At 56.8% G+C, this 19,833-nt stretch carries 15 protein-coding genes; 14 read left to right on the top strand and 1 reads right to left on the bottom strand.

Going from position 1 to position 19,833, the window contains the following annotated elements; all coding sequences use genetic code 11:
• The first annotated feature begins 899 nt into the window (after positions 1 to 899).
• Positions 900 to 1,943, top strand: coding sequence for a GlxA family transcriptional regulator (locus tag DIE02_RS32040; RefSeq protein ID WP_185641041.1), 1,044 nt, complete (start codon positions 900 to 902; stop codon positions 1,941 to 1,943).
• Between the two features lie 68 nt (positions 1,944 to 2,011).
• Here DIE02_RS32040 and DIE02_RS32035 read toward each other — a convergent pair whose 3' ends face one another.
• The gene (locus DIE02_RS32035) at positions 2,012 to 2,473 is read right to left on the bottom strand and encodes a GDP-mannose mannosyl hydrolase (RefSeq protein ID WP_059681343.1); all 462 of its coding nucleotides are present in this window, start codon (positions 2,471 to 2,473) and stop codon (positions 2,012 to 2,014) included.
• 703 nt (positions 2,474 to 3,176) lie between these two features.
• Between DIE02_RS32035 and DIE02_RS32030 the strand changes: the two genes are divergently transcribed.
• From DIE02_RS32030 to DIE02_RS31970, 13 genes are all read left to right on the top strand, one after another.
• Positions 3,177 to 3,434: a hypothetical protein gene (locus DIE02_RS32030; RefSeq protein ID WP_124489101.1), complete on the top strand. Its 258-nt coding sequence runs from the start codon at positions 3,177 to 3,179 to the stop codon at positions 3,432 to 3,434.
• Positions 3,435 to 4,094: 660 nt separating this feature from the next.
• Positions 4,095 to 5,069, top strand: coding sequence for a GlxA family transcriptional regulator (locus DIE02_RS32025; RefSeq protein ID WP_044846979.1), 975 nt, complete (start codon positions 4,095 to 4,097; stop codon positions 5,067 to 5,069).
• A gap of 89 nt (positions 5,070 to 5,158) precedes the next feature.
• Positions 5,159 to 6,676: a mannose-1-phosphate guanylyltransferase/mannose-6-phosphate isomerase gene (locus DIE02_RS32020; protein ID WP_124523752.1), complete on the top strand. Its 1,518-nt coding sequence runs from the start codon at positions 5,159 to 5,161 to the stop codon at positions 6,674 to 6,676.
• Between the two features lie 45 nt (positions 6,677 to 6,721).
• Entirely contained in the window at positions 6,722 to 8,101 is a 1,380-nt protein-coding gene (locus DIE02_RS32015) for an undecaprenyl-phosphate glucose phosphotransferase (RefSeq protein WP_124489099.1), read from the top strand.
• Between the two features lie 137 nt (positions 8,102 to 8,238).
• Positions 8,239 to 9,330: a polysaccharide biosynthesis/export family protein gene (locus DIE02_RS32010; RefSeq protein WP_260427351.1), complete on the top strand. Its 1,092-nt coding sequence runs from the start codon at positions 8,239 to 8,241 to the stop codon at positions 9,328 to 9,330.
• Positions 9,327 to 9,767: a low molecular weight protein-tyrosine-phosphatase gene (locus DIE02_RS32005; protein WP_124489097.1), complete on the top strand. Its 441-nt coding sequence runs from the start codon at positions 9,327 to 9,329 to the stop codon at positions 9,765 to 9,767. The genes DIE02_RS32010 and DIE02_RS32005 overlap by 4 nt, the downstream gene beginning before the upstream one ends.
• A 2-nt stretch (positions 9,768 to 9,769) precedes the next feature.
• Complete coding sequence (locus tag DIE02_RS32000; RefSeq protein WP_124489096.1) at positions 9,770 to 11,983, top strand: polysaccharide biosynthesis tyrosine autokinase; 2,214 nt, start codon at positions 9,770 to 9,772, stop codon at positions 11,981 to 11,983.
• A 65-nt stretch (positions 11,984 to 12,048) separates the two neighbouring features.
• Positions 12,049 to 13,167 (top strand): GDP-mannose 4,6-dehydratase, encoded by a 1,119-nt coding sequence (gene gmd / locus DIE02_RS31995; protein ID WP_124489095.1) that lies wholly within the window; start codon positions 12,049 to 12,051, stop codon positions 13,165 to 13,167.
• Between the two features lie 5 nt (positions 13,168 to 13,172).
• Positions 13,173 to 14,123: a GDP-L-fucose synthase gene (locus DIE02_RS31990; RefSeq protein ID WP_124489094.1), complete on the top strand. Its 951-nt coding sequence runs from the start codon at positions 13,173 to 13,175 to the stop codon at positions 14,121 to 14,123.
• 756 nt (positions 14,124 to 14,879) lie between these two features.
• On the top strand, positions 14,880 to 16,190 hold the full coding sequence (locus DIE02_RS31985; protein WP_124489093.1) for a lipopolysaccharide biosynthesis protein: 1,311 nt from the start codon (positions 14,880 to 14,882) through the stop codon (positions 16,188 to 16,190).
• Positions 16,165 to 17,307, top strand: coding sequence for a glycosyltransferase family 4 protein (locus DIE02_RS31980; RefSeq protein WP_124489092.1), 1,143 nt, complete (start codon positions 16,165 to 16,167; stop codon positions 17,305 to 17,307). The genes DIE02_RS31985 and DIE02_RS31980 overlap by 26 nt, the downstream gene beginning before the upstream one ends.
• Positions 17,304 to 18,539 (top strand): polysaccharide pyruvyl transferase family protein, encoded by a 1,236-nt coding sequence (locus DIE02_RS31975; protein WP_124489091.1) that lies wholly within the window; start codon positions 17,304 to 17,306, stop codon positions 18,537 to 18,539. The genes DIE02_RS31980 and DIE02_RS31975 overlap by 4 nt, the downstream gene beginning before the upstream one ends.
• Positions 18,536 to 19,747 carry a glycosyltransferase gene (locus DIE02_RS31970; protein WP_124489090.1) on the top strand — a complete coding sequence of 404 codons (1,212 nt, stop codon included), beginning with the start codon at positions 18,536 to 18,538 and terminating at the stop codon, positions 19,745 to 19,747. Before DIE02_RS31975 ends, DIE02_RS31970 begins: the two co-directional genes overlap by 4 nt.
• Positions 19,748 to 19,833: the final 86 nt, after the last annotated feature.

Raw genomic sequence — 19,833 nt, 5'->3', positions numbered from 1 at the left:
ATGTAAAGCCTGTTCGACGATGCTTCACAGCGAGAGCAATCATCGCGACCGAAGTCATGCCGGCAGGAATTCGATTCCCGAGCGTGATTGGTTGAGGCGGGCGCCGCCAAGCGTCGGATGTCAACGCGCACGTCGTACGATCACGCCCGTGACAATTCGGTTTCCTTAGCGATTGGCAGGGCGATATCTCCGATTCGCGAGTTGCCGCATGCGCCTTCGAGCGGTCGACGACCCGGCAAGCATCACGATCGGCCGGCGGCAGAGTCGCATGTTCCGGAAACCGATGGCCCTGGTGATGTGACGCGCGGGCCGTGGCGCACGTCGGGTTTGATGTTACGAAATATTCGGGCATTCCCAGTCGCGCGGATTTATCTGCCGAAATTCGGCTATCATCGTCAAATAATATTTCGAATGCATCTGGAAGAATTTACTTAATATAGGCAAACGTTAAAGCGCTTGCCATCTATGATTTTTTCGTATCGCGCTTGCATGGTAAAGCTTGCAAGGTAATATCCCCTCCCGCAGAGGGAGGCATTGCGCATATTTTTTGTCTCATCCCTCCAGCCGTCGAGGCGGCGGACAACGCGAACGCGTCGATTCCTTATGACCCATGCTGTAAGGATCTGTAAGGAACTGAACGCATGTTCTATTTCCGGAGTGAAACATGCGCTGCTCGTTGTGTTGCAAAAATGTTTCGTCAATGATCTGGATCAAATCTCCATGACTTTGTGCCGTCACGCCAGCTCCTATTCCTGATTATCAACAAATAATTGGTTCCATATCATCGCCTTGACTGATTCCGTCAACAATGAGGCGGGATCGGACACCGACGGATCGGCCGACGATTTAGCCGCATATGATGCGCTGCAGAAAATGCAAAAAATTGTTAAGAGGCCGAGATGATGCAAATAGCGCCGAACGAAACGACTACGGGGTTCAGAGTGAGTGGTGACCGGGGAAGAAGCGTCGGTCGTCGGCGGGACAGCGTCATCATCCTGCTGCTCGACGGATTTTCGATCATGCAAATGGGCCGGCTGGCCGCGGTATTCGAACTTGCAAATCAGCTCGAAGGCGTGAACGTCGCGTTTGCCGATCGCTATGAATTGCGGCTTTATTCCAGTCACGGCGGTGCCGTTCGTTCGTCGTCGGGTGTACAGATCTGGACGGAAGCGGCCCGCCCGCTCGATGCGAGCAGTGTGCAGGCCATGTTCGTGCTCGGTGGACAGGGGCGGGCAAGCGGCCTCGACGATGCGTTCATCAGCTGGTTGCAGCATGCCCATCAGCGCGCCCGCGTGGTCAAGGGCGACAATGCCGGCGCCGAAATGCTGACGGCGATTCGCCTGAACCAGAAAGTTCCGGAAGTCGTGCCGCAGGCGGTGCTTGCCGTTGGCGGTACGGGCGAATCGGGGCCATCCGACGACGATGGCGAAGGCATGTTCGCGGCCGCGTTGTCGATCGTCGTGCGTGACGCCGGCTACGAAGTCGCGCAAGAGATCGTTTCGTACATGATGCCGGGGGCGAACCGGAAATTTGCGAGCGTCCTGTTCGGGGCGCAGGAGGCGCGAGCCAGTGAATTGATTCGCGCGGCCGCTCAGCATCTTCGAGCCAACAGTGCGAATCGCATCTCGATCGCCAATGCTGCGCAGGCCGCTGCGATGAGCGAGCGGAATTTCCTGCGGCGCTTCAAGAACGAAATCGGCGTGACGCCAACCGAATTCGTGCTGCGGGTGCGGCTCGAAAAGGCATGCTCCATGCTGGTCGAGACGGATTTGCCCGCCGACAAGGTCGCGCGGCGGGTCGGCCTCGGTAGTGGAGACCGGCTGGCCAAGCTGTTCCGCCAGCATCTGTCGATGTCGCCGACGGAGTATCGCGCGGCCGCTCGGGACAGAATGTTCGCGTCGGTCGGCGGCTCGGACATGCGCAACGGTACATCGTCGCTTTGATGCTCGCGCCGGGCTAACGACCGGCGTCGGGTAGTCGATTTGTCCGCCGGAGCAGCGTTCGCCCGATTTCAGGCGGACGTGCCGAAGTAGGTTCGCGTATTCGAATGGACCGTTTGGTCGGCGACGATCTCGTCGGCGGTCGCCCATCGGTAGGCAGTGTGCTGGGCATTCGGCAGCGACACGAGGTCGAACTTGCCCCGGAGCTTGTATCCCATCACCACATAGTGCGTCGAGATGCCCGGTTCGCCGCCAAAGTTGTCTTCGTAGAGGTGATCGTAGATGCCGATCAGTTCGGCATCCGCACGTTCCAGACCGCTACATCCGAGTTCGTCGCGCGCGATGCGATTGAACGCATCGTCGAGACGCTCGTTCTTGCGAATCCGGCCGCCCGGCACGAACCAGAAACCCTGCGCGGGACGATTGACACGGTGACCGAGTAGATACGCGCCATCGCCGTTCGAGATGATCAGGTCGATCGCAACGAGCGGGGTTGCGTCGACGACGCGCAAGAAAGTGTCCAGCGGAAGCATGGCGGATGGGCTCCTGGAAGTCTGTCGAAGTGCACCGGCATCGTTGCGCGTTCGAGGCGACTCGGTCACGACGATGACATGCCGGCTTCGTCGATGAGCGAACGTTGAATGTCCGTCTGCACGAATCTCATCATGGCCAGTCGAGGTTGCGCTCGTCGGCCAAAACACCGAAGCAATCCGCCAATTGCAGGAAGCGGATCGGGCGTGACGGCGCAATGCCCGTCGAGAAACGTGTGCGCGTGCATCAATACATTTTCATTCGGCCATGATCGTGGTCGAAGCCGCCATCTCGTTTTGAAACGGTCGATTCGACGTTACGCTTTTGTCTGGCCTTTCGAGGAGACGCGTTCACCCCGGAACTCTCCTCGGAATTTTGCCTGCGTGCCGTGTGGCACGCAGGCCTTTTTATTCATCACGGGTCGAGCTGCGCGTACGGTGAATGTCAGTCGCCGTCGTTCGAGTCGTGGATCCGCAAGACGATCCGTGTGGCCTGGCTTCGAACATTACGAAGCAGTGCGAACGTTGTTGCACGCGCGCGGTGCTTCGCGTCGCGCGCCGCCCGGAGGAAACGTACGGTAACCGGTTGGCGGAATCGTCGGATCAATTGTCATGTCCGGCATGCTGCATTGCAATGTACGCTATCGGCATCGAACCGCGCGCCATCTGATGCGCGGTATCTCGCCGAAAACGGAGCATCGCCGCCATGAACGTCGCGCTTCTTATCTTCTCGAGGATTTGCTTCGTCTGGATTCTCGTCTACCTCGTCTTCAGCACCGCGTCCGGCCTTTGGGCCGGCGCACGACATGGTCAGGGGCTGCTGCTGCTCGAATTTCAGTCGCGCCGGGCCCGCGGCTCGCGTGAGGTGGCGCGAGCTCGAATCTTGAAAAGGATGGCGCTGTCGGCGCTGCTCGCGCTACCCGTGGCGATTGCATCGCTCGTTGCGAGCGCGGTGATGTCGTAGACGCCCGGCTCGCGTGTGCGTCGTCATGCGGCTGGAGCGAGTACCGGCCGGCTCGAACAAAAAAATACAAGGAACTGAAGGGGCGGCGGATTGCTGCATCGCGTCGTCAGCGCGTTTCGCCAGGCGCCGGGCTGGCGGATCCGGGCTAATCGGCCTTGCGCGGCACCCGTGGCCGAATACGACGCATCGATGCAGGCTGATCGTCAACGACGCCGATCGCGTTGCGCCACCGTACTGTCGAGTTCGAGGGCCGAATCGACTGCTGCTCCACAGCGATGCTCGCCAGCACATGATCATGTCGCACCACATTGCTTGCCGTTGTGATTCATGCACGAAGGTGCCGCGCATCTTGCCGAACGCCTGACGGCCCGTGGGCGCACCACGACGCTTCGATCACCGAACGACTGCCGTCGGATATCACTCGCTCGTCATGCGAGCGCCGCTGTTTCTGCAAGCTCTTCGTCATCCGTTTCGCTGCCGCGAGGTAGTCGGAAACCGCCAACATTTGGCCGATCAGGGAATTCCCGCAGACTAATCCGACGACTGTTTGTTCGAATCGGCCAGTGTTTAAACGCCATTCGGCGCCCTCGGTATGATGCGTCGCAACGGAGTAAAAAACGACGACCGAAGTTGATTGGACTGATTGTCCGAGAGCACGCCATGACGCACACGAGTGTCGATCATTCGGGAGATGAAGCGGCAGCAGATGTTGGGGGAAAGCGGTCACGCAGGAATCGGGATATCGGCGTTGTCGTCTTCGACGGGTTCTCGTTGTTTGCGGCGGGCGCGGTATTCGAGGTGTTCGAAGTAGCCAATGAAATCTATGCGCCGCGCGCGACAGGACTTCCGCTGTACGACATTCGCTTCTATTCGTCGAAGGGTGGAAACATCGTCTGGTCGTCGGCCATCAGCGTGCGGACATTCGCATGCGATGCGGGCACGGCGCACGCATTCGATGCGCTGTTCGTCGCGGGTGGCGAAGGTGCGAGGCGCGCGTCGCGCGACGCCCGGGTGATCGACTGGTTGCGGATCGTGCTGCCGAAGGCGGGCATGGTCGAGACGATCGGCGAAGGCAGGATGTTGATCGATGCGGCGCTGAATGGCTCGCACGTGATCGATGCAGTGGATGCGGTGCGCGTGGGTCGCGGCGGCTACGAGCCGGCAAGAGCCGCATTGGCGCTCATCGAACGCGACCTGGGTGGCGATGCGGTGCGAGGCATTGTGGCGCGGCTCGCGCTGGGCGACGCATTCGAGCCGGCCGAGCAGGAGGGTGAAGTGCGCAATGGCACGCCAGCCGATCGGGTCCGCGCGACGGCGAGCTGGTTGCGCAAGAACTGTGGAAGAGCCATATCCGTCAGCGATGCAGTGCGGGTTGCTGCAATGAGCGAACGGAACTTCCTGCGGCATTTCAAGCAGGAAATCGGCATGACGCCGTCCGAATTTCTGCTGCGGGTTCGCCTGGAGCGCACGGTGCAGATGTTGATGGAAACCGACTTGCCGATCGGCACGATCGCACGGCAATGCGGGTGGGGGAACGGTGATCGCCTGGCCAAGATTTTTCGGCGACACCTCGACGTGACACCCTCGGAATACCGGTTCCAGGCGCGCTCGAGCCAGACGGAACTGGAGTTGTAGAGAAGGCTGAATCAGCTTCGGCGAAGGGACGGAGCTCATTCCCGGATTTTCAGATCGAATTATTGCCTGAGAGAATAGGAGTGCAGATTATGTCGGCATCCATCGAAACAGAGCACGGCGAAACAGGACCGGTCGGCTCCGGTCGCGGCGACGCAGTCGACGTGAAGGTCAGCGTCGCGCCTGTCGTTCTCGCGGGCGGATCGGGGTCGCGCTTGTGGCCCATGTCGCGCGAACAGTATCCGAAGCAGCTGATCGGCGTACTGGGTGCGGATTCTCTGCTGCAGGCAACCGTCCAGCGCATGACGGGTTTTTCGATCGAGGAAGGCGATGTGTCGGCGCCCATCGTCGTTTGCGGCGACGAGCATCGTTTCGTTACGGCGGAGCAGCTTCGGGCCAGCGGGCTCGATGCCCGCGTCATCGTCGAGCCGACCCGGCGCGATACGGCGCCCGCACTGACGCTGGCGGTCGCTGCCGCCAGTGCGGACGGGAAGGACGCGATCGTCGTCGCGATGCCGGCCGATCACGCCATTGCCGATACCGCCGCGTTTCATCGTGCGATTGCACTCGCGGTGGAGCATGCGCGGCGCGGCGCGATCGCGACGCTTGGCGTGCCGCCGACCCGGCCCGATTCGGGGTTCGGCTACATCAAGATCGGCGAGGCCCTTGGCGCCGGTGCGCACCGCATCGAGCGATTCGTCGAGAAGCCGGCCGCCGAACTCGCGGCGCAGTACGTCGAATCGGGCTCGTACTGGTGGAACAGCGGCATCTTCGTCGTGCGCGCGAGCGTCTGGCTCGACACGTTGCGCACGCTCCAGCCCGATATGCACGCCGCATGCCTCGCGGCACATGTACACGGCAAGCACGATGGTCCTTTCTTCCGGCCGCATGAGGATGCCTTTCTCAAGTCGCCGTCGGATTCGATCGACTACGCGGTGATGGAACGCCTCGTGTCCGACGCGAGCCTGGTGGAGGGCGTGGTCGTGCCGCTCGATGCCGGCTGGTCGGATCTCGGCTCGTGGGATGCGGTTTGGGAGGCGCTCGACAAGGATGCGGACGGCAACGTCGGGCGCGGCAAGGTCGTGTTCGAAGGTGCGACGTCGAGCTTCGTGCATTCGGAAGGGCGGCTCGTCGCATGTGTCGGCATGACCAATGCGGTGGTGGTCGAAACCGCCGACGCGGTGCTGGTGGCGGACCGCTCGCGCGTCCAGGACGTGAAGGGCCTCGTGAACCGGATCCGCGCGCAACAGGCGCCGGAAGCCGACACGCACCGGAAGGTGCGCCGCCCGTGGGGCTACTACGACTCGATCGATCACGGCGCCCGATTCCAGGTGAAGCGCATCGTCGTGCATCCGGGCGGACGGTTGTCGCTCCAGCTGCACCACCACCGTGCCGAGCACTGGATCGTCGTGAGCGGAACTGCGCTCGTTACCCGCGGCGACGAGCAATTCATGCTCGGCGAAAACGAGTCCACCTTCATTCCGCTTGGTGTGACGCATCGGCTCGAGAACCCGGGAAAGTTGCCGCTCGAGCTCATCGAAGTGCAATCGGGATCGTATCTCGGCGAGGACGACATCGTGCGGTTCGACGATACGTACGGGCGTGCGTAATGCCCCGATTCGACTGTGATCGTTGGCGTCAGACGGGAGATTGAAATGTTCGGTCTACAAGGCTTGATGGCTCGACTCGTGGATATCGCGTTGATCGTCGCCGGCTCGTTGCTTGCGTCGCAATTTCGCTATCAGACGGTTTCCGAGGGGCACTTCGACAGCGCGCTCGTCACGTTCGCGATCGCGTTCACGCTGGTGCTGTTTCCGGTATTCGGCGTGTACGAATCGTGGCGGGGACGGTCGATGCTGAGGTTGAGCGGGAAGATCTCGCTCGCGTGGCTCGTCGTTCAGGCGTGCGGGATCGTGTTGATGTTCTCGCTCCATCGCTCGGACGTGATTTCCAGGCTGTGGTTCGTGTACTGGACCGCGATGACTGGGGGCGCACTGATCGCGTCGCGAATCGGCACGCATCTGTTTCTGCGCAGTGTTCGTCATGCGGGCATCAACCTGCGCAGTGTCGCGGTTGTAGGACACGCTCAGCACTGCCAACAGGTGGTTCGAAACATCGAGGAGTCGCCGGCGAGCGGATTCCGGCCGGCGGCTGTATTCGACCTGCGCCCGGTTGCCGCGAATGCTTCGCATCGCTTGCCGGTATTCACGGAGCTCGACGCGTTCGCGCAGTTCGTCCGGGAGAACGGTGTCCAGGAAATCTGGCTCGCGCTGCCTTTGTCGGAGGAGGCGACCGTTCTGCGGTTCGTCAATACGTTCGGCGACGATCTCGTGAACATCCGCTTCATTCCCGACGTGCGCAGCGTCGCGCTGTTCGACGGCGCGATGATCGACCTCATCGGCGCGCCGGCGATCAATCTCGTGGCGTCGCCGCTTCCGCGTCATGCGATGTGGCAGAAGGAGGTGTTCGATCGCCTGTTCGCCGCAGTCGCGCTGGTGGCGCTGATGCCGCTGATGGTGCTGATCGCCATCGCGGTGAAGTTGTCGTCGCGCGGGCCGGTGTTCTTCAAGCAATACCGCAAGGGTGCGGACGGGCGCAAGTTCCAGATCCTGAAGTTCCGCACGATGCGCGTGCACGCCGAACAGGCTGGCGTGGTCACGCAGGCGACGAAGAGCGACTCGCGCATCACCCGTGTCGGACGCTTTCTCAGGCGAACCAGTCTGGACGAGCTGCCGCAGTTTCTCAACGTGCTGCGCGGGGAGATGTCGGTGGTCGGGCCGAGGCCGCATGCGATCGAGCACGATCGGCTTTATCAGAAAGTCGTCGACGGGTACATCCATCGCTATCGGATCAAGCCGGGGATCACCGGATGGGCCCAGGTGAACGGGTATCGCGGGGAAACCGATCGTCTCGAGAAGATGCAGAAGCGTGTCGAGTATGACCTCTATTACCTGCGGAACTGGTCGTTCGCGCTGGATATGCGGATCGTGTTGGCGACGGTGGCGAAGGGGTTGGTGAATGCGAATGCTTACTGAGCGGGTTTCGACGTCGTGATTTGTCGCATCTCTAAACATAAACCGGGGAAGACGAGATGAGATGTATTTGGGATCGGCGCGAAAGCCGGGCAGCGGAATTTCGCCGTCATGGCGCCCGAATCGTGATCGGTGCAACGATGAGCGCGGTGCTGTCGGCTTGTGCTGTTGCGCCGGGTATGCGTATGTCGTCGCAAGCGACATTGCCGGTGACTGCTGGCGATGAAAACACGTCGCAGCAGGAACTTCATATTCCGATTACTGATATCAACATGGCGTTGATTCAGGAGATGCGCGAGGAGGGGAAACGGACAGGCGAAACGCAGTTTGAAGACCTGATAGGAAAACCGGAGCCGTACACGCTCGGCGTGGGTGACGTATTGCAGATCACGGTCTGGGATCACCCCGAACTTGCTGTTGCACAGGGTGCGCAAACGTCGACGAACTCACGGCCGAACGACCCTGTTCAGGGCTTCGTCATCGACGATAACGGCAACGTACAGGTTCCATACGCCGGCAACGTGCATGTTTCCGGTATGCGTATCGAACAAGCTCAACGCGCCGTCCAGTCCGCGTTGCAACGCGTTTTTGTGAGGCCGCAGGTTTCGGTGCGCGTCTCTTCGTTCCGGGCGAAGCAAGTTTACGTCGACGGAGAAGTCCATACACCCGGTGTCGTGGCAGTCAATGATGTCCCCATGACGTTGAACGAGGCGATCAACCGAGCGGGCGGATTCAATCCAACGGCAGACCAGAGCCGGATGGTTGTCGTGCGGAATGGCAAGTCGTACCGGATCGACCTCACGCGGATGCTGGACCGAAACGTGAATCCCTCGAGAATTTTGCTTAGAAACGGGGATCTGCTACGCATCGTCTCACGAGAAGACAACGGTGCTTTCGTCATGGGCGAAGTCAACAAGCCAATTACGGCACTGCCGTTGAGGAACGGACGGCTCACGTTGAGTGATGCACTCTCCCAGGCTGGCAGTGTGAATAGCGCCAGTGCGGATGCTGCTCAGTTGTACGTGATTCGCGGAGCGTCGGAAGCCAACCCTCAGGTTTTTCATCTCAATGCTCGCTCGCCAGTTTCGATGGTGCTAGCGAACCAATTTGAACTGCAGCCAAAGGATGTCGTGTATGTCGACGGTAACGCGCTGGTGCGTGTCAGTCGCGTGCTGAGCCTGCTGCTGCCCGCAATCAATGCAGGTTTGACCGGCGCAGTGTTGGCGAAATGATCGACAACATCCTTGTCGTGTGTGAAGGGAACATTTGCCGGAGCCCGATGGCGCAAGCGCTGCTGGCCCGGGAATTGCCGTCGGCTCGAGTTGGATCAGCTGGATGTTCGGCGCTGGCAGGGCGGCGCGCAGATCCACTGGCCGTCGAATTGATGGCTGAGCGCGGTATTGACCTTGGTGAACACATCGCAATCGATTTGAACCTGCAGCACATGCGGTCAGCGGACCTGATTCTCACGATGACGGAGAGCCAGCGAAGAAGAATCGAAGCCGGCTATCCATTCTCGAAGGGCCGAGTTTTTCGTATCGGCGAGTTCGAAAAGATCGACGTTATCGATCCATACCGGCGAGGACGATCGGTTTTTGAATTGGCGCTGAATCAAATCGAAAAGAGTATGAAGCGTTGGGTTGACAAAATGAATCGGATCAAGAATTGACTATGGAATCCGTAAATAAATCCAGAATCATCGATATGCAGGATGGTGACGAGATTCACCTGTCAGACTATATCGCCGTGGTCGCCGAGAGCTGGAAACTCATTGTTGTGACTGCCGCGTTCGTGCTCCTACTTGGCACGGTCTACGCGTTCGTTGCGAGGCCGGCTTATCGTGCGGACGTGATGATTCAGGTAGAAGACAGTGCTAACTCAGCGCAGAATGCACTGGGCGAGCTCGCATCGATCTTCGACACGAAGCAGACCGCCGACGCAGAGATCGAACTGATTCGTTCGCGCCTTGTGGTCGGTCACACGGTCGAGGCGCTGCACCTCGACATATCGGCGCAGCCACGTTATTTCCCGGCAGTTGGGGCCATGCTGGCGCGCTTGGCCGGAAATAAGGAACTGGCTTCGCCGTGGTTCGGGATGACAAGCTTCGCATGGGGCGGCGAGAAGATCGAAGTCACCCGGTTCGAGGTCCCGAAGGAACGCTACGACGCGAATTACAAGCTGATCGCCCGCGACGGAAGCGGTTATGAACTGGTCGACCCGGAGGGCGACGTCGTCCTGAAGGGAACGGTCGGCAAGATCGCACGCGGTATGGATCAGTACGGCCCGGTCGAACTGATGGTGGCGCGTCTTCGAGCCCGCCCGAATTCGGAATTTGTGCTCAGTCGCGCATCGACGCAGGCGACGATCAAGCGACTGCAGGACGATCTTGTCATTGGCGAGAAAACAAAGCAATCCGGCGTGATCGGCGTTTCGCTGGATGGTGTCGATAGTGCGCGGACGGCTGAAATCCTCAATACGCTTGCATCCGCATATGTGCAACAGAACATTGACCGGAAGTCTGCCGAGGCGGAGCACACACTTGCGTTCCTTGATCAGCAACTGCCGCAATTGCGCAAGCAGCTCGATCAATCCGAGGACAGGTACAACGCGTTCCGCAACCAGAAGGGCACCGTCGACCTGTCCGAAGAGAGCCGCCTATTGCTGCAGCAAATTGTCGACGGCAAGACAAAGCTCGTCGATCTGGAGCAACAACGCGTTGAAATGGCACAGCGCTTCACGGGCGAGCACCCAGCCCTTGCCGCGTTGACGGCCCAGATTGCAGCTCTCAACGCGCAGCAAGAACAGCTAAATAAGCGCGTGTTGACCCTGCCGGATACCGAACAATCGGCATTGCGTTTGTTGCGCGACGTACGCGTGAACACTGAGCTCTACACGAACTTGCTGGACAGCGCGCAGCAACTGCGCATCGTCAAGGCCGGTCAGGTCGGAAACGTTCGCGTCGTCGACTTTGCCGTGGTGGCCGATGACCCGGTGAAGCCAAAGCGGCCGCTCGTCATCGCGCTGGCTGCGTTCCTCGGGCTCGTCATCGGCACGGTGACGGCGTTCGCAAAGCATGCGCTGTTCGGTGGTCTGAAGCACAGTGACGAAATCGAAAAGGTCATCGACCTACCAGTCTACGCGACGATTCCTCACAGTCAGGCGCAGATCGAACTGCAACTGGCGATGGATCGCGGTCGGGCTGGGCCGCACGTACTTGCATCGCTCGAGTCCGAGGACCTGGCTATCGAAGGTATACGCAGCCTGCGCACGGCGTTGCAGTTCGGTTTGCTCGACGCTTCCAACAACGTGATCGTGATCACTGGCCCCCGTCCGGATGTTGGCAAATCATTCGTCTCGGTGAACCTCTCTGCCGTGCTCGCGAGCGGTGGCACGCGCGTATTGCTGATCGATGCGGACATGCGGCGCGGCAACGTTCACTCATATCTCGGGGTGACAAAACAGCCTGGGCTATCGGACGTCATTACGGGCTTCAACCTCGACGACGCATTGCAGCGTGATGTCGTGACGGGTGTGGACCTGCTTCCGAAGGGATCGTTGCCGCCCAATCCGGCCGAGCTGCTGCTGAGTGATCGGTTCAAGGCACTCCTCGACGAGGTTTCGCGACGCTACGACATTGTCATCGTCGATACCCCGCCGGTGCTGGCAGTGACCGACTCGACGGTGATTGGCCGGCATGCGGGAGCCACGCTGCTCGTGGTGCGGCATGGCCAGCATCCGCGCGCGGAACTCATCGAATGTGCGAATCGACTTCGCGGTGGCGGCGCGGCGCTGAAGGGTGCGCTGCTGACTGACGTGCCGCGTCATCGATTCGGCTACGGCAGTTACTACTCCGGCTACTACGGATACGAGAGCGTTTCAGAGTGAACAACATCGCGGACTGTGTGCGAGACATCGACACGCGCAGCACGTCCCAATAGGAGTATCAAACCATGAATCGTAAAGTTGCTTTGATTACCGGTGTGACGGGGCAAGACGGATCGTATCTCGCAGAGCTGCTGCTGAACAAAGGCTACGAAGTACACGGCATCAAGCGCCGCGCGTCACTATTCAACACTGACCGGATCGACCATCTCTATCAAGACCCGCATGTATCCGACCGGCGCTTCGTGCTGCATCACGGTGATTTGACGGATTCGACGAGCCTCGTGCGCATCATCCAACGTGTGCAGCCTGACGAGATTTATAACCTCGCCGCTCAGAGCCACGTCGCCGTTTCGTTCGAGGAGCCGGAATATACGGCGAACGCCGACGGCATTGGCGCGCTGCGGATTCTCGAGGCCATCCGTATTCTCGGGCTCGAGAAGAAGACACGCTTCTACCAGGCGTCGACGTCAGAACTCTATGGTCTCGTGCAGGAAATCCCCCAGAAGGAGACGACACCGTTCTATCCACGCAGCCCGTATGCAGTCGCCAAGATGTACGCGTACTGGATTACCGTCAACTACCGCGAGGCATACGGTATCTACGCGTGCAATGGCATCCTGTTCAACCATGAATCGCCGGTGCGCGGCGAAACCTTCGTGACGCGCAAGATCACGCGCGCCATCGCGCGTATCGCAACCGGTCTGCAGGATTGCCTGTACCTGGGCAATCTGTCCGCGCTGCGTGACTGGGGGCATGCACGTGACTACGTCGAAATGCAATGGATGATGCTGCAGCAAGAGCAGCCGGAAGACTTCGTGATCGCAACGGGCGTGCAATACAGCGTGCGTGATTTCGTCAATCAGGCGGCCGCGGAACTCGGTATTACCGTGCGATTCGAGGGCGAAGGCGTAGACGAGATTGGCATCGTCGAAAAAGTCGAGGGCTCAGAAGCGAAAGTGGCTCCCGGCACTGTGATCGTGCGTGTCGATCCGCGTTACTTCCGTCCGACTGAAGTTGAAACGTTGCTGGGCGATCCGACCAAAGCGCACGAGAAACTGGGCTGGAAGCCGACAACGTCGTTCGAGTCGCTGGTCACTGAAATGGTGCGATCGGACTATCAGGTGGCGAAGCGCGACGCGCTCGTGACGCTCGCTGGCTTCAAGACGTTCGAATACAACGAGTGAGAGCCATGGACAAGGACACGCGAATTTTCGTTGCCGGACACCGCGGAATGGTCGGTTCGGCAGTCGTGCGCGATCTTGAGGCGAAGGGTTATCGCAATGTCGTAACGCGTAGCCGATCCGAGCTCGATTTGACCGATCAGGCCGCCGTCGAAGCATTTTTCCGCGACGGCGCAATCGACGTCGTGGTACTCGCGGCCGCCAAAGTAGGCGGGATTCTGGCCAATGATACGTATCCGGCCGATTTCCTGTACCTGAACCTGATGATCGAAGCCAACGTGATACACGCAGCCTATCGGGCAGGCGTCGAGCGGCTGGCATTCCTCGGTTCGTCGTGCATCTATCCGCGCGAGTGCCCTCAGCCGATCAAGGAAGCATATCTGCTGACCGGTCCGCTGGAGAAGACGAACGAGCCGTATGCGATCGCGAAGATCGCGGGCATCAAGCTGTGCGAGTCGTACAACCGGCAGTACGGAACGAAATATGTGTCGCTGATGCCGACGAACCTCTATGGCCCGAACGACAACTACGACCTGAAAACCAGCCATGTGCTGCCAGCGCTTCTGCGCAAGGCACACGAGGCGAAACTTGAAGGGCGGGACAGCCTCCAGGTATGGGGCACTGGCCGTGCACGCCGCGAGTTCCTGCATGTCGACGACATGGCCGATGCAACCGTCTTTATCCTGGAGAAGGGCATTGACTCGGGCCTATACAACGTCGGCTGCGGTGCGGACGTGACAATCGAGGAACTGGCGCGCGCTGCGATGCGGGCCGTCGGCTTCGACGGACATATCGAATTCGACACGACGAAGCCGGACGGCACGCCTCAGAAACTGCTCGATGTGGGCAAGCTCGACGAGTTGGGGTGGACGGCGAAGATCGGTCTGGACGACGGACTGGCTTCCACTTACCGGGACTTTCTGCAGTGTAATGAAGCACAGGTAGCCGAGCGAGTTTGATCGGGTAGCGACAGTGGACGGCGGCGATGTGACTTGATGAGAGCTGTCCTATCGACGTGTTCGTGTGACAACGATTGTCGTGTCCACTCGCGGCACTCAGGTTCCCTCTTCTGGCACACCTGTCGGAGTCGACCGATCCGACTACCTCAGTCTGATAATTGTCTCATATGCGGAATCGCCGACTGAAATGGATTGGAGCCATACGCTGATCCTACAGATTGAGTTGCTTGATCGATGCAGCCTGGACGTACAGTGGACGGCAATCATAGTGTGCGATACGACACTAAGAGCTTCGTCTTGAACGTTGTGATGTCGGTATTCGGCGAGATGCCATGGTCAGATGTTTCGACTTCACCCCCACCGGCCAACTGCCATCTATTGCTGCCGATCTGCTGCTGCATCCGAATCTCGAAGGAACCTTGATGGGATGGTGGGCAGAATGCGACAACGTGCTTGTAGAGGCCAGTGTTGACAGTAAAGGACTTGCTAGTTATCGGGGTGCCTGGAGGAATTTACTCTGTTGGTGTCGCTCTCTAGTGTGGGCGCGGCGAGAGAAATCAAACTAGCGTTAATACAATTAAATAGGGTGGGCTGAATTCTGAACGAATTGAATTTCACCGGTCATCCCGTGAACACGTGTAGTCACACATACGGAAACAAAAAATTTGAGTACAAATACGAGATAAGAATGCAAAAAAGTACTGTCTAGTCCCGGTATGACTAGCTGATAGTTACAGGCATACGCAGGATCCCACCATGACGGAAAATCGCGTTATCAAGGCATTTTTTGCCCACGGCCTCGGCCCGGTCGTAAGTATTTTCGCGCAAGTGGTATCGATTCCTCTATTTCTGTCCGTCTGGGGGGCGGCGAAGTACGGGGAATGGATTCTTATCTCCACAATCCCTACTTACTTGGCGTTAAGCGATCTCGGGCTATCGACTGTCGCGGCAAACGAGATGGACCAGCGCGCCACGGTTGGAGATTATGATCGCCTTCAAATTATTTATCGAACGCTAACGGCCACAGTTGCGCTCTTTGTTTCATTTGTATTTATCGTCTCGGGGGTCGTGTGGTGGGCGTTCGGGGCAGGATTTCAAGTGTTCCAATACATGACGTCGGACGAGGTGCGGTTTGTTGCATTGATTCTTATTTGCGACGTCTGTTTGAGTGTGATGTACGGACCCAATACGGCGGCATTGCGTAGTGCCAATTGTTATGCGTTGTCGATTGCGATCCTGAATTCTACCCGATTCATGGCGTTGGCGTTTGGACTCGTGGCGCTTCTGGTGTTCAAGACGCCGGTCGCCGTAGCTCTAGGAATGACAGTCGCAAGATTGGTCGGATTTTTTGTGCAGCAAATTGTAAAGAATCGATATTGCCCTTGGGCTACGTTATTTCCGATTGCGATCGACTGGGCCTGGATCAAAAAATCCATAATCCCTTCGCTAGCATTTTTAGGATTTCCGTTAAGTAATGGATTGAACTTTCAGGGCGTCCTATGGGTAATTGGGACCGCGCTGGGGCCGGCGCAGGTGACGGTGTTTTCGACAATGAGAACGCTAACACGTGTGGCCGTGCAAATGATGAATCTGCTGTCGAATTCGGTATGGTCGGAAGTGTCAAAAATGTACGCCACGGGAAAAATAAATGAAGTGAAAAAAATAAAGAGGCGGTTGATGCTTGTAACGATTTTAGTAGCGGGGGCAATTGGAATTGGAATGAGCTTTCTCGGTGAGCGGTTCTATGAGTCGTGGACCGGAAAGCACGTCTCATTTGATTCGTCGCTCTTTGACGTGCTGTTGCTATCCATGATTGCAAATTCGATGTGGCAGTCGGCTTCTATATTCGTAATTGCGATTAATCGTCATATGCGCTTCGCACTTGCTTATCTAATTTCTGCGATTGGTGTGATTGTGTTTGCGCTAGTCGCTGTTCACCGTGGTGGGCTTTTGTCTGTTGCGATTTGCTTACTTGGTCTCGATATTTTCTTGGTCTTGTTCGGTGAATACGAAATATCTCAAAAATACAGCGAGAAAAAGCATGAAGGTCCTGTTTTTAATCGGTAGCGTTGGAGATTATCATACGGCTCGCCTGAAAGACCTTGAAGATCGGCTGTCGAGAGAGAGGATTAGCCTTGGCGTGCTGATTATGAGTTGTAATTCAGGGGATTATCTTCATCGGGAATACAAAAATTCTGAGAATGACGCTCGCGAAAGAAATTGGAGGTACCTGGATGAAGGCGGGCGACAGCGAGGGCGCGTGAAGTTCGTGGCTCGGCTACTTGACGAAATATCACGAGAAGCTCCGGATTTGATAGTAACGATTGGATATAATTTTTCATATTCATGTATTGGGTTGATTTATAGATTATTTAAAAGAAATGCCAGAATCATATTTTGTGCTGACAGTAAATTCGACGACGGCTTGCGTCGACCGAGTCGAGAGGTTTTAAAGGCATTGCTCGCACGTATGTATGATGGTGCGATCGTGGCGGGACGTAGGCAGAGCTATTATTTTCAATTTCTGGGAATTCCCGGGGAAAATATACGTATCGGCTACGACGTCGTGGATAACGATGTCTTTATGAGAGCAGCGGCGGCCGCACGTCAGCGCGAGGCTGAACATCGAGCGCAATTGGAGTTGCCGGAAAAATATATTGTTTGCGTCTCACGGCTTATCGCGCGTAAGCGTGTTGATAGAGTCATCGATACGTATGCCCGCTCTCAGGCGAGAGACAAAGGGGTTTTCTTGGTCATCATTGGTTCTGGAGAACTGGAGCAAGAATTGCGTGCGCGTTGTGATCGGCAAGGTCTCGCCGATTGGGTGATATTCAGGAAAGTTGTGCCTAATCGTGATATGCCCATTTTTTTATCTTTGGCAAGATTTTTGATGCTTCTGAGTGACTACGACCAGTGGGGCCTGTGTTTGAACGAGGCGTTGGCATGCGGAACTCCGGTTCTGTGTACGGATCGGTGTGGCGCGGCACACGAGCTAGTTAGACATGGTGAGAACGGTTTCGTGACGGATGGAACGGAGTCGGATATAGATTTGGGCGTAAGCACGTTACTAGACGACGACATTTTAATAAAACTAAAGAGTTGCTATCCATGGAATCTCCATGATTGGAATCTTCAGAGGTTCTCAGAAAATGTATTAAATTTCGCTAAAGGTCTTTCAAAATGAAAGTTGGCAACGTGGTTGTGGCGAATGTATTTGGTGCCGTGAATAAGGGTGATGCGGCGCTGATCGAAGTGTGCATTGACGAAATTTACGATGCATTTCCAGGTGCGTCGGTCAGTGGCATCGCTTATCAACCTGCGGTGCAACGTGCTCACCTTCCTCAGGTTATCTGGTATGAGCGCCTTGGGAATTGCATGTCGAAAAATGTGTGGCGAAGGCGAATTTGTAATGTTGTCCGTCAAGGAGTCACGATCGGCTATGTTCTTTTTGGGCAGCCATGGCTGTTGGGCTTGTTGATTCCCTACGAACAGAGAAAGGCAATAAGCGCAATCAGGGAGGCTGATATTTTGATAAGTTGCCCTGGTGGTTATCTTGAGGACTCGAACCCATCTTATTATGCAAATTTGATTCAAATTTGGGCGGCAGCGAGGTTCGGGACAAAGATCATCCTCGCCCCGCAAAGCGTTGGCCCCATCAGGTCGCGCGTTGGACAATGGTTTGCGTCAAAGATTCTTTCGAAGGCAAATCTTGTCTGCGCGCGCGAAAGTGAGTCTTACAACTTCGCGGTAGAGACGCTGGCGCTGTCGGAAGATCGCGTGGTCCGGACCGGCGATCTCGCGTTCTGGCATGAGGCGGTACCCGCGGCAAGAGAGTTGGTGGAGTCGGAATTTGGAATCGGTCCGCACGAGCGATATATCGCTGTCTCAGTGATTGAATGGGCCTTCCCCCTGGCAGGCGATCGAGTTGAAGCCAAGGAAAGATATGTGCGGAAGCTGTGCGAGCTCTTGAATATTTTGCATAAGACACTAGATGTCCGAGTTGTCATCGTGAATCAGGTTGCCTCCGATTTGCCGGTTGGGCGTGAGATAGTGACGCGCTGTCCGGGGTTCGTTATCTTGGATCAGAAAGATCGTCCGGTCGCCGATGTCAGACGAATCATCGCGGGTGCTTCCGTATTTCTGGGAAGCCGTTTTCATTCATGTATTTTCGGATTGATTGCAGGATTGCCTCTGGTTGCGCTTTCGTACTTACCAAAGACAAGTGGCATCATGGCTGACTTGGGACTTAGCTCGCGTGTCCACGACATCGACACCTTCGATGTCCCACTGGTCGCGAAAAGAATGATTTCCGATTACAACGACCCTTCCGAGGGACGGGAGGCTATCGATTTGGCGGTTCGGCGCTATAGGGGCCAATACCCGCGGTTTGCGGACTTGCTGCGGGAGAATGTATGAAGTTGTCGCCTGCAACAAAGTCCGAACGCCGTGTGAGCCATCGCGTCGGATTCGTCACCGCATCCGCCTCGCGCTCGGGCGGCGGTCTTTTTGACGCGATGCGTGGGCTCGCGCTCGATCTTCCGGGGGCGGGAGTGACACCTCAAGTGTTCGCTCTGCGGGACGCTCACACTGAGGAGGATCTTGCGCAGTGGGGCGGCGTTCAAGTTACGACATTCGATCCAGTTGGACCCGCGATGCTCGGCTATTCCCCCCAGTTGCGTGAGGCGCTATTGGCGACAGATGTGCATCTTATTCATACGCACGGAATCTGGATGCATCCGTCGGCTGACGTCATTGCATGGCACCGACGACAAAGTAAGCCTTATATTATTTCGCCGCACGGCATGCTCGATCCATGGATTCTCAATCGTTCTAGGTTAAAGAAGTGGATAGCATTGCGTGCCTACGAGCGTAGTCATTTGAATCGAGCCGCTTGCTTTCATGCCCTTAATTTTGAAGAGGCAGATGCGATTCGCGCAGCCGGACTTAAGCAGCCGATTGCGGTAGTACCTAATGGAGTAGTGATTCATGATACTAACGGTAATGAACTACCATCCTGGTGGCAAGACGGTTTCTCGTCGAAAAATTTATTGTTGTATTTTGGCAGATTACATCCGAAGAAAGGCATCGAAAATTTGCTCTCTGCTTGGAAGGAATGTGTTAAAAATGGATCTATTAAAGACCGTTGGAATTTGATTGTTGGGGGATGGGGTAGCGCATCTTATACCGATAAATTGCGGAGTATGGTCGGCGAAGGAGTAAACGCTGACGGCGTCCATTTTATTGGATCACAGTTCGGCGCGGACAAGGCGAGAACTTATGCGGCATGCGACTGCGTAATTTTGCCTTCATTCAGCGAGGGATTGCCAATGGTGCCACTGGAGTCATGGTCTTTCCGAAAACCAGTTGCAATCACGCGTGAGTGCAATTTGCCAATTGGAGTTGAGCGCGGCGCTGCGTTCGAAATTGGAAATTCAGTCGAAGAATTGCGAAATTTTATTGTGGAACTTTGTGGCGTAACTGATGCGCAGCTCAGAGAAATGGGTGAGCTCGGGAGATCGCTTGCTGAAGAAAAATTTTCTTGGAATGCAATTGCGATGCAAATGGCAGGCGTATATAACTGGCTGATTGGAATTGAAAAAAAACCAGCTTTTGTTATCGATTGATAAAATTAAGAATTGGGAAAATTCGTTAAGGGTGGTTTTCGCAAATTCGGATTAGGTGTGCTTGATGGTTTAACTAGGAAGTGAAT

The organism is Burkholderia sp. Bp8991 (assembly GCF_003853795.1).
GTDB lineage: Bacteria > Pseudomonadota > Gammaproteobacteria > Burkholderiales > Burkholderiaceae > Burkholderia.
Note: the sequence above shows the minus strand (reverse complement) of the source record. Positions and strands in the feature narration are given on the sequence as shown.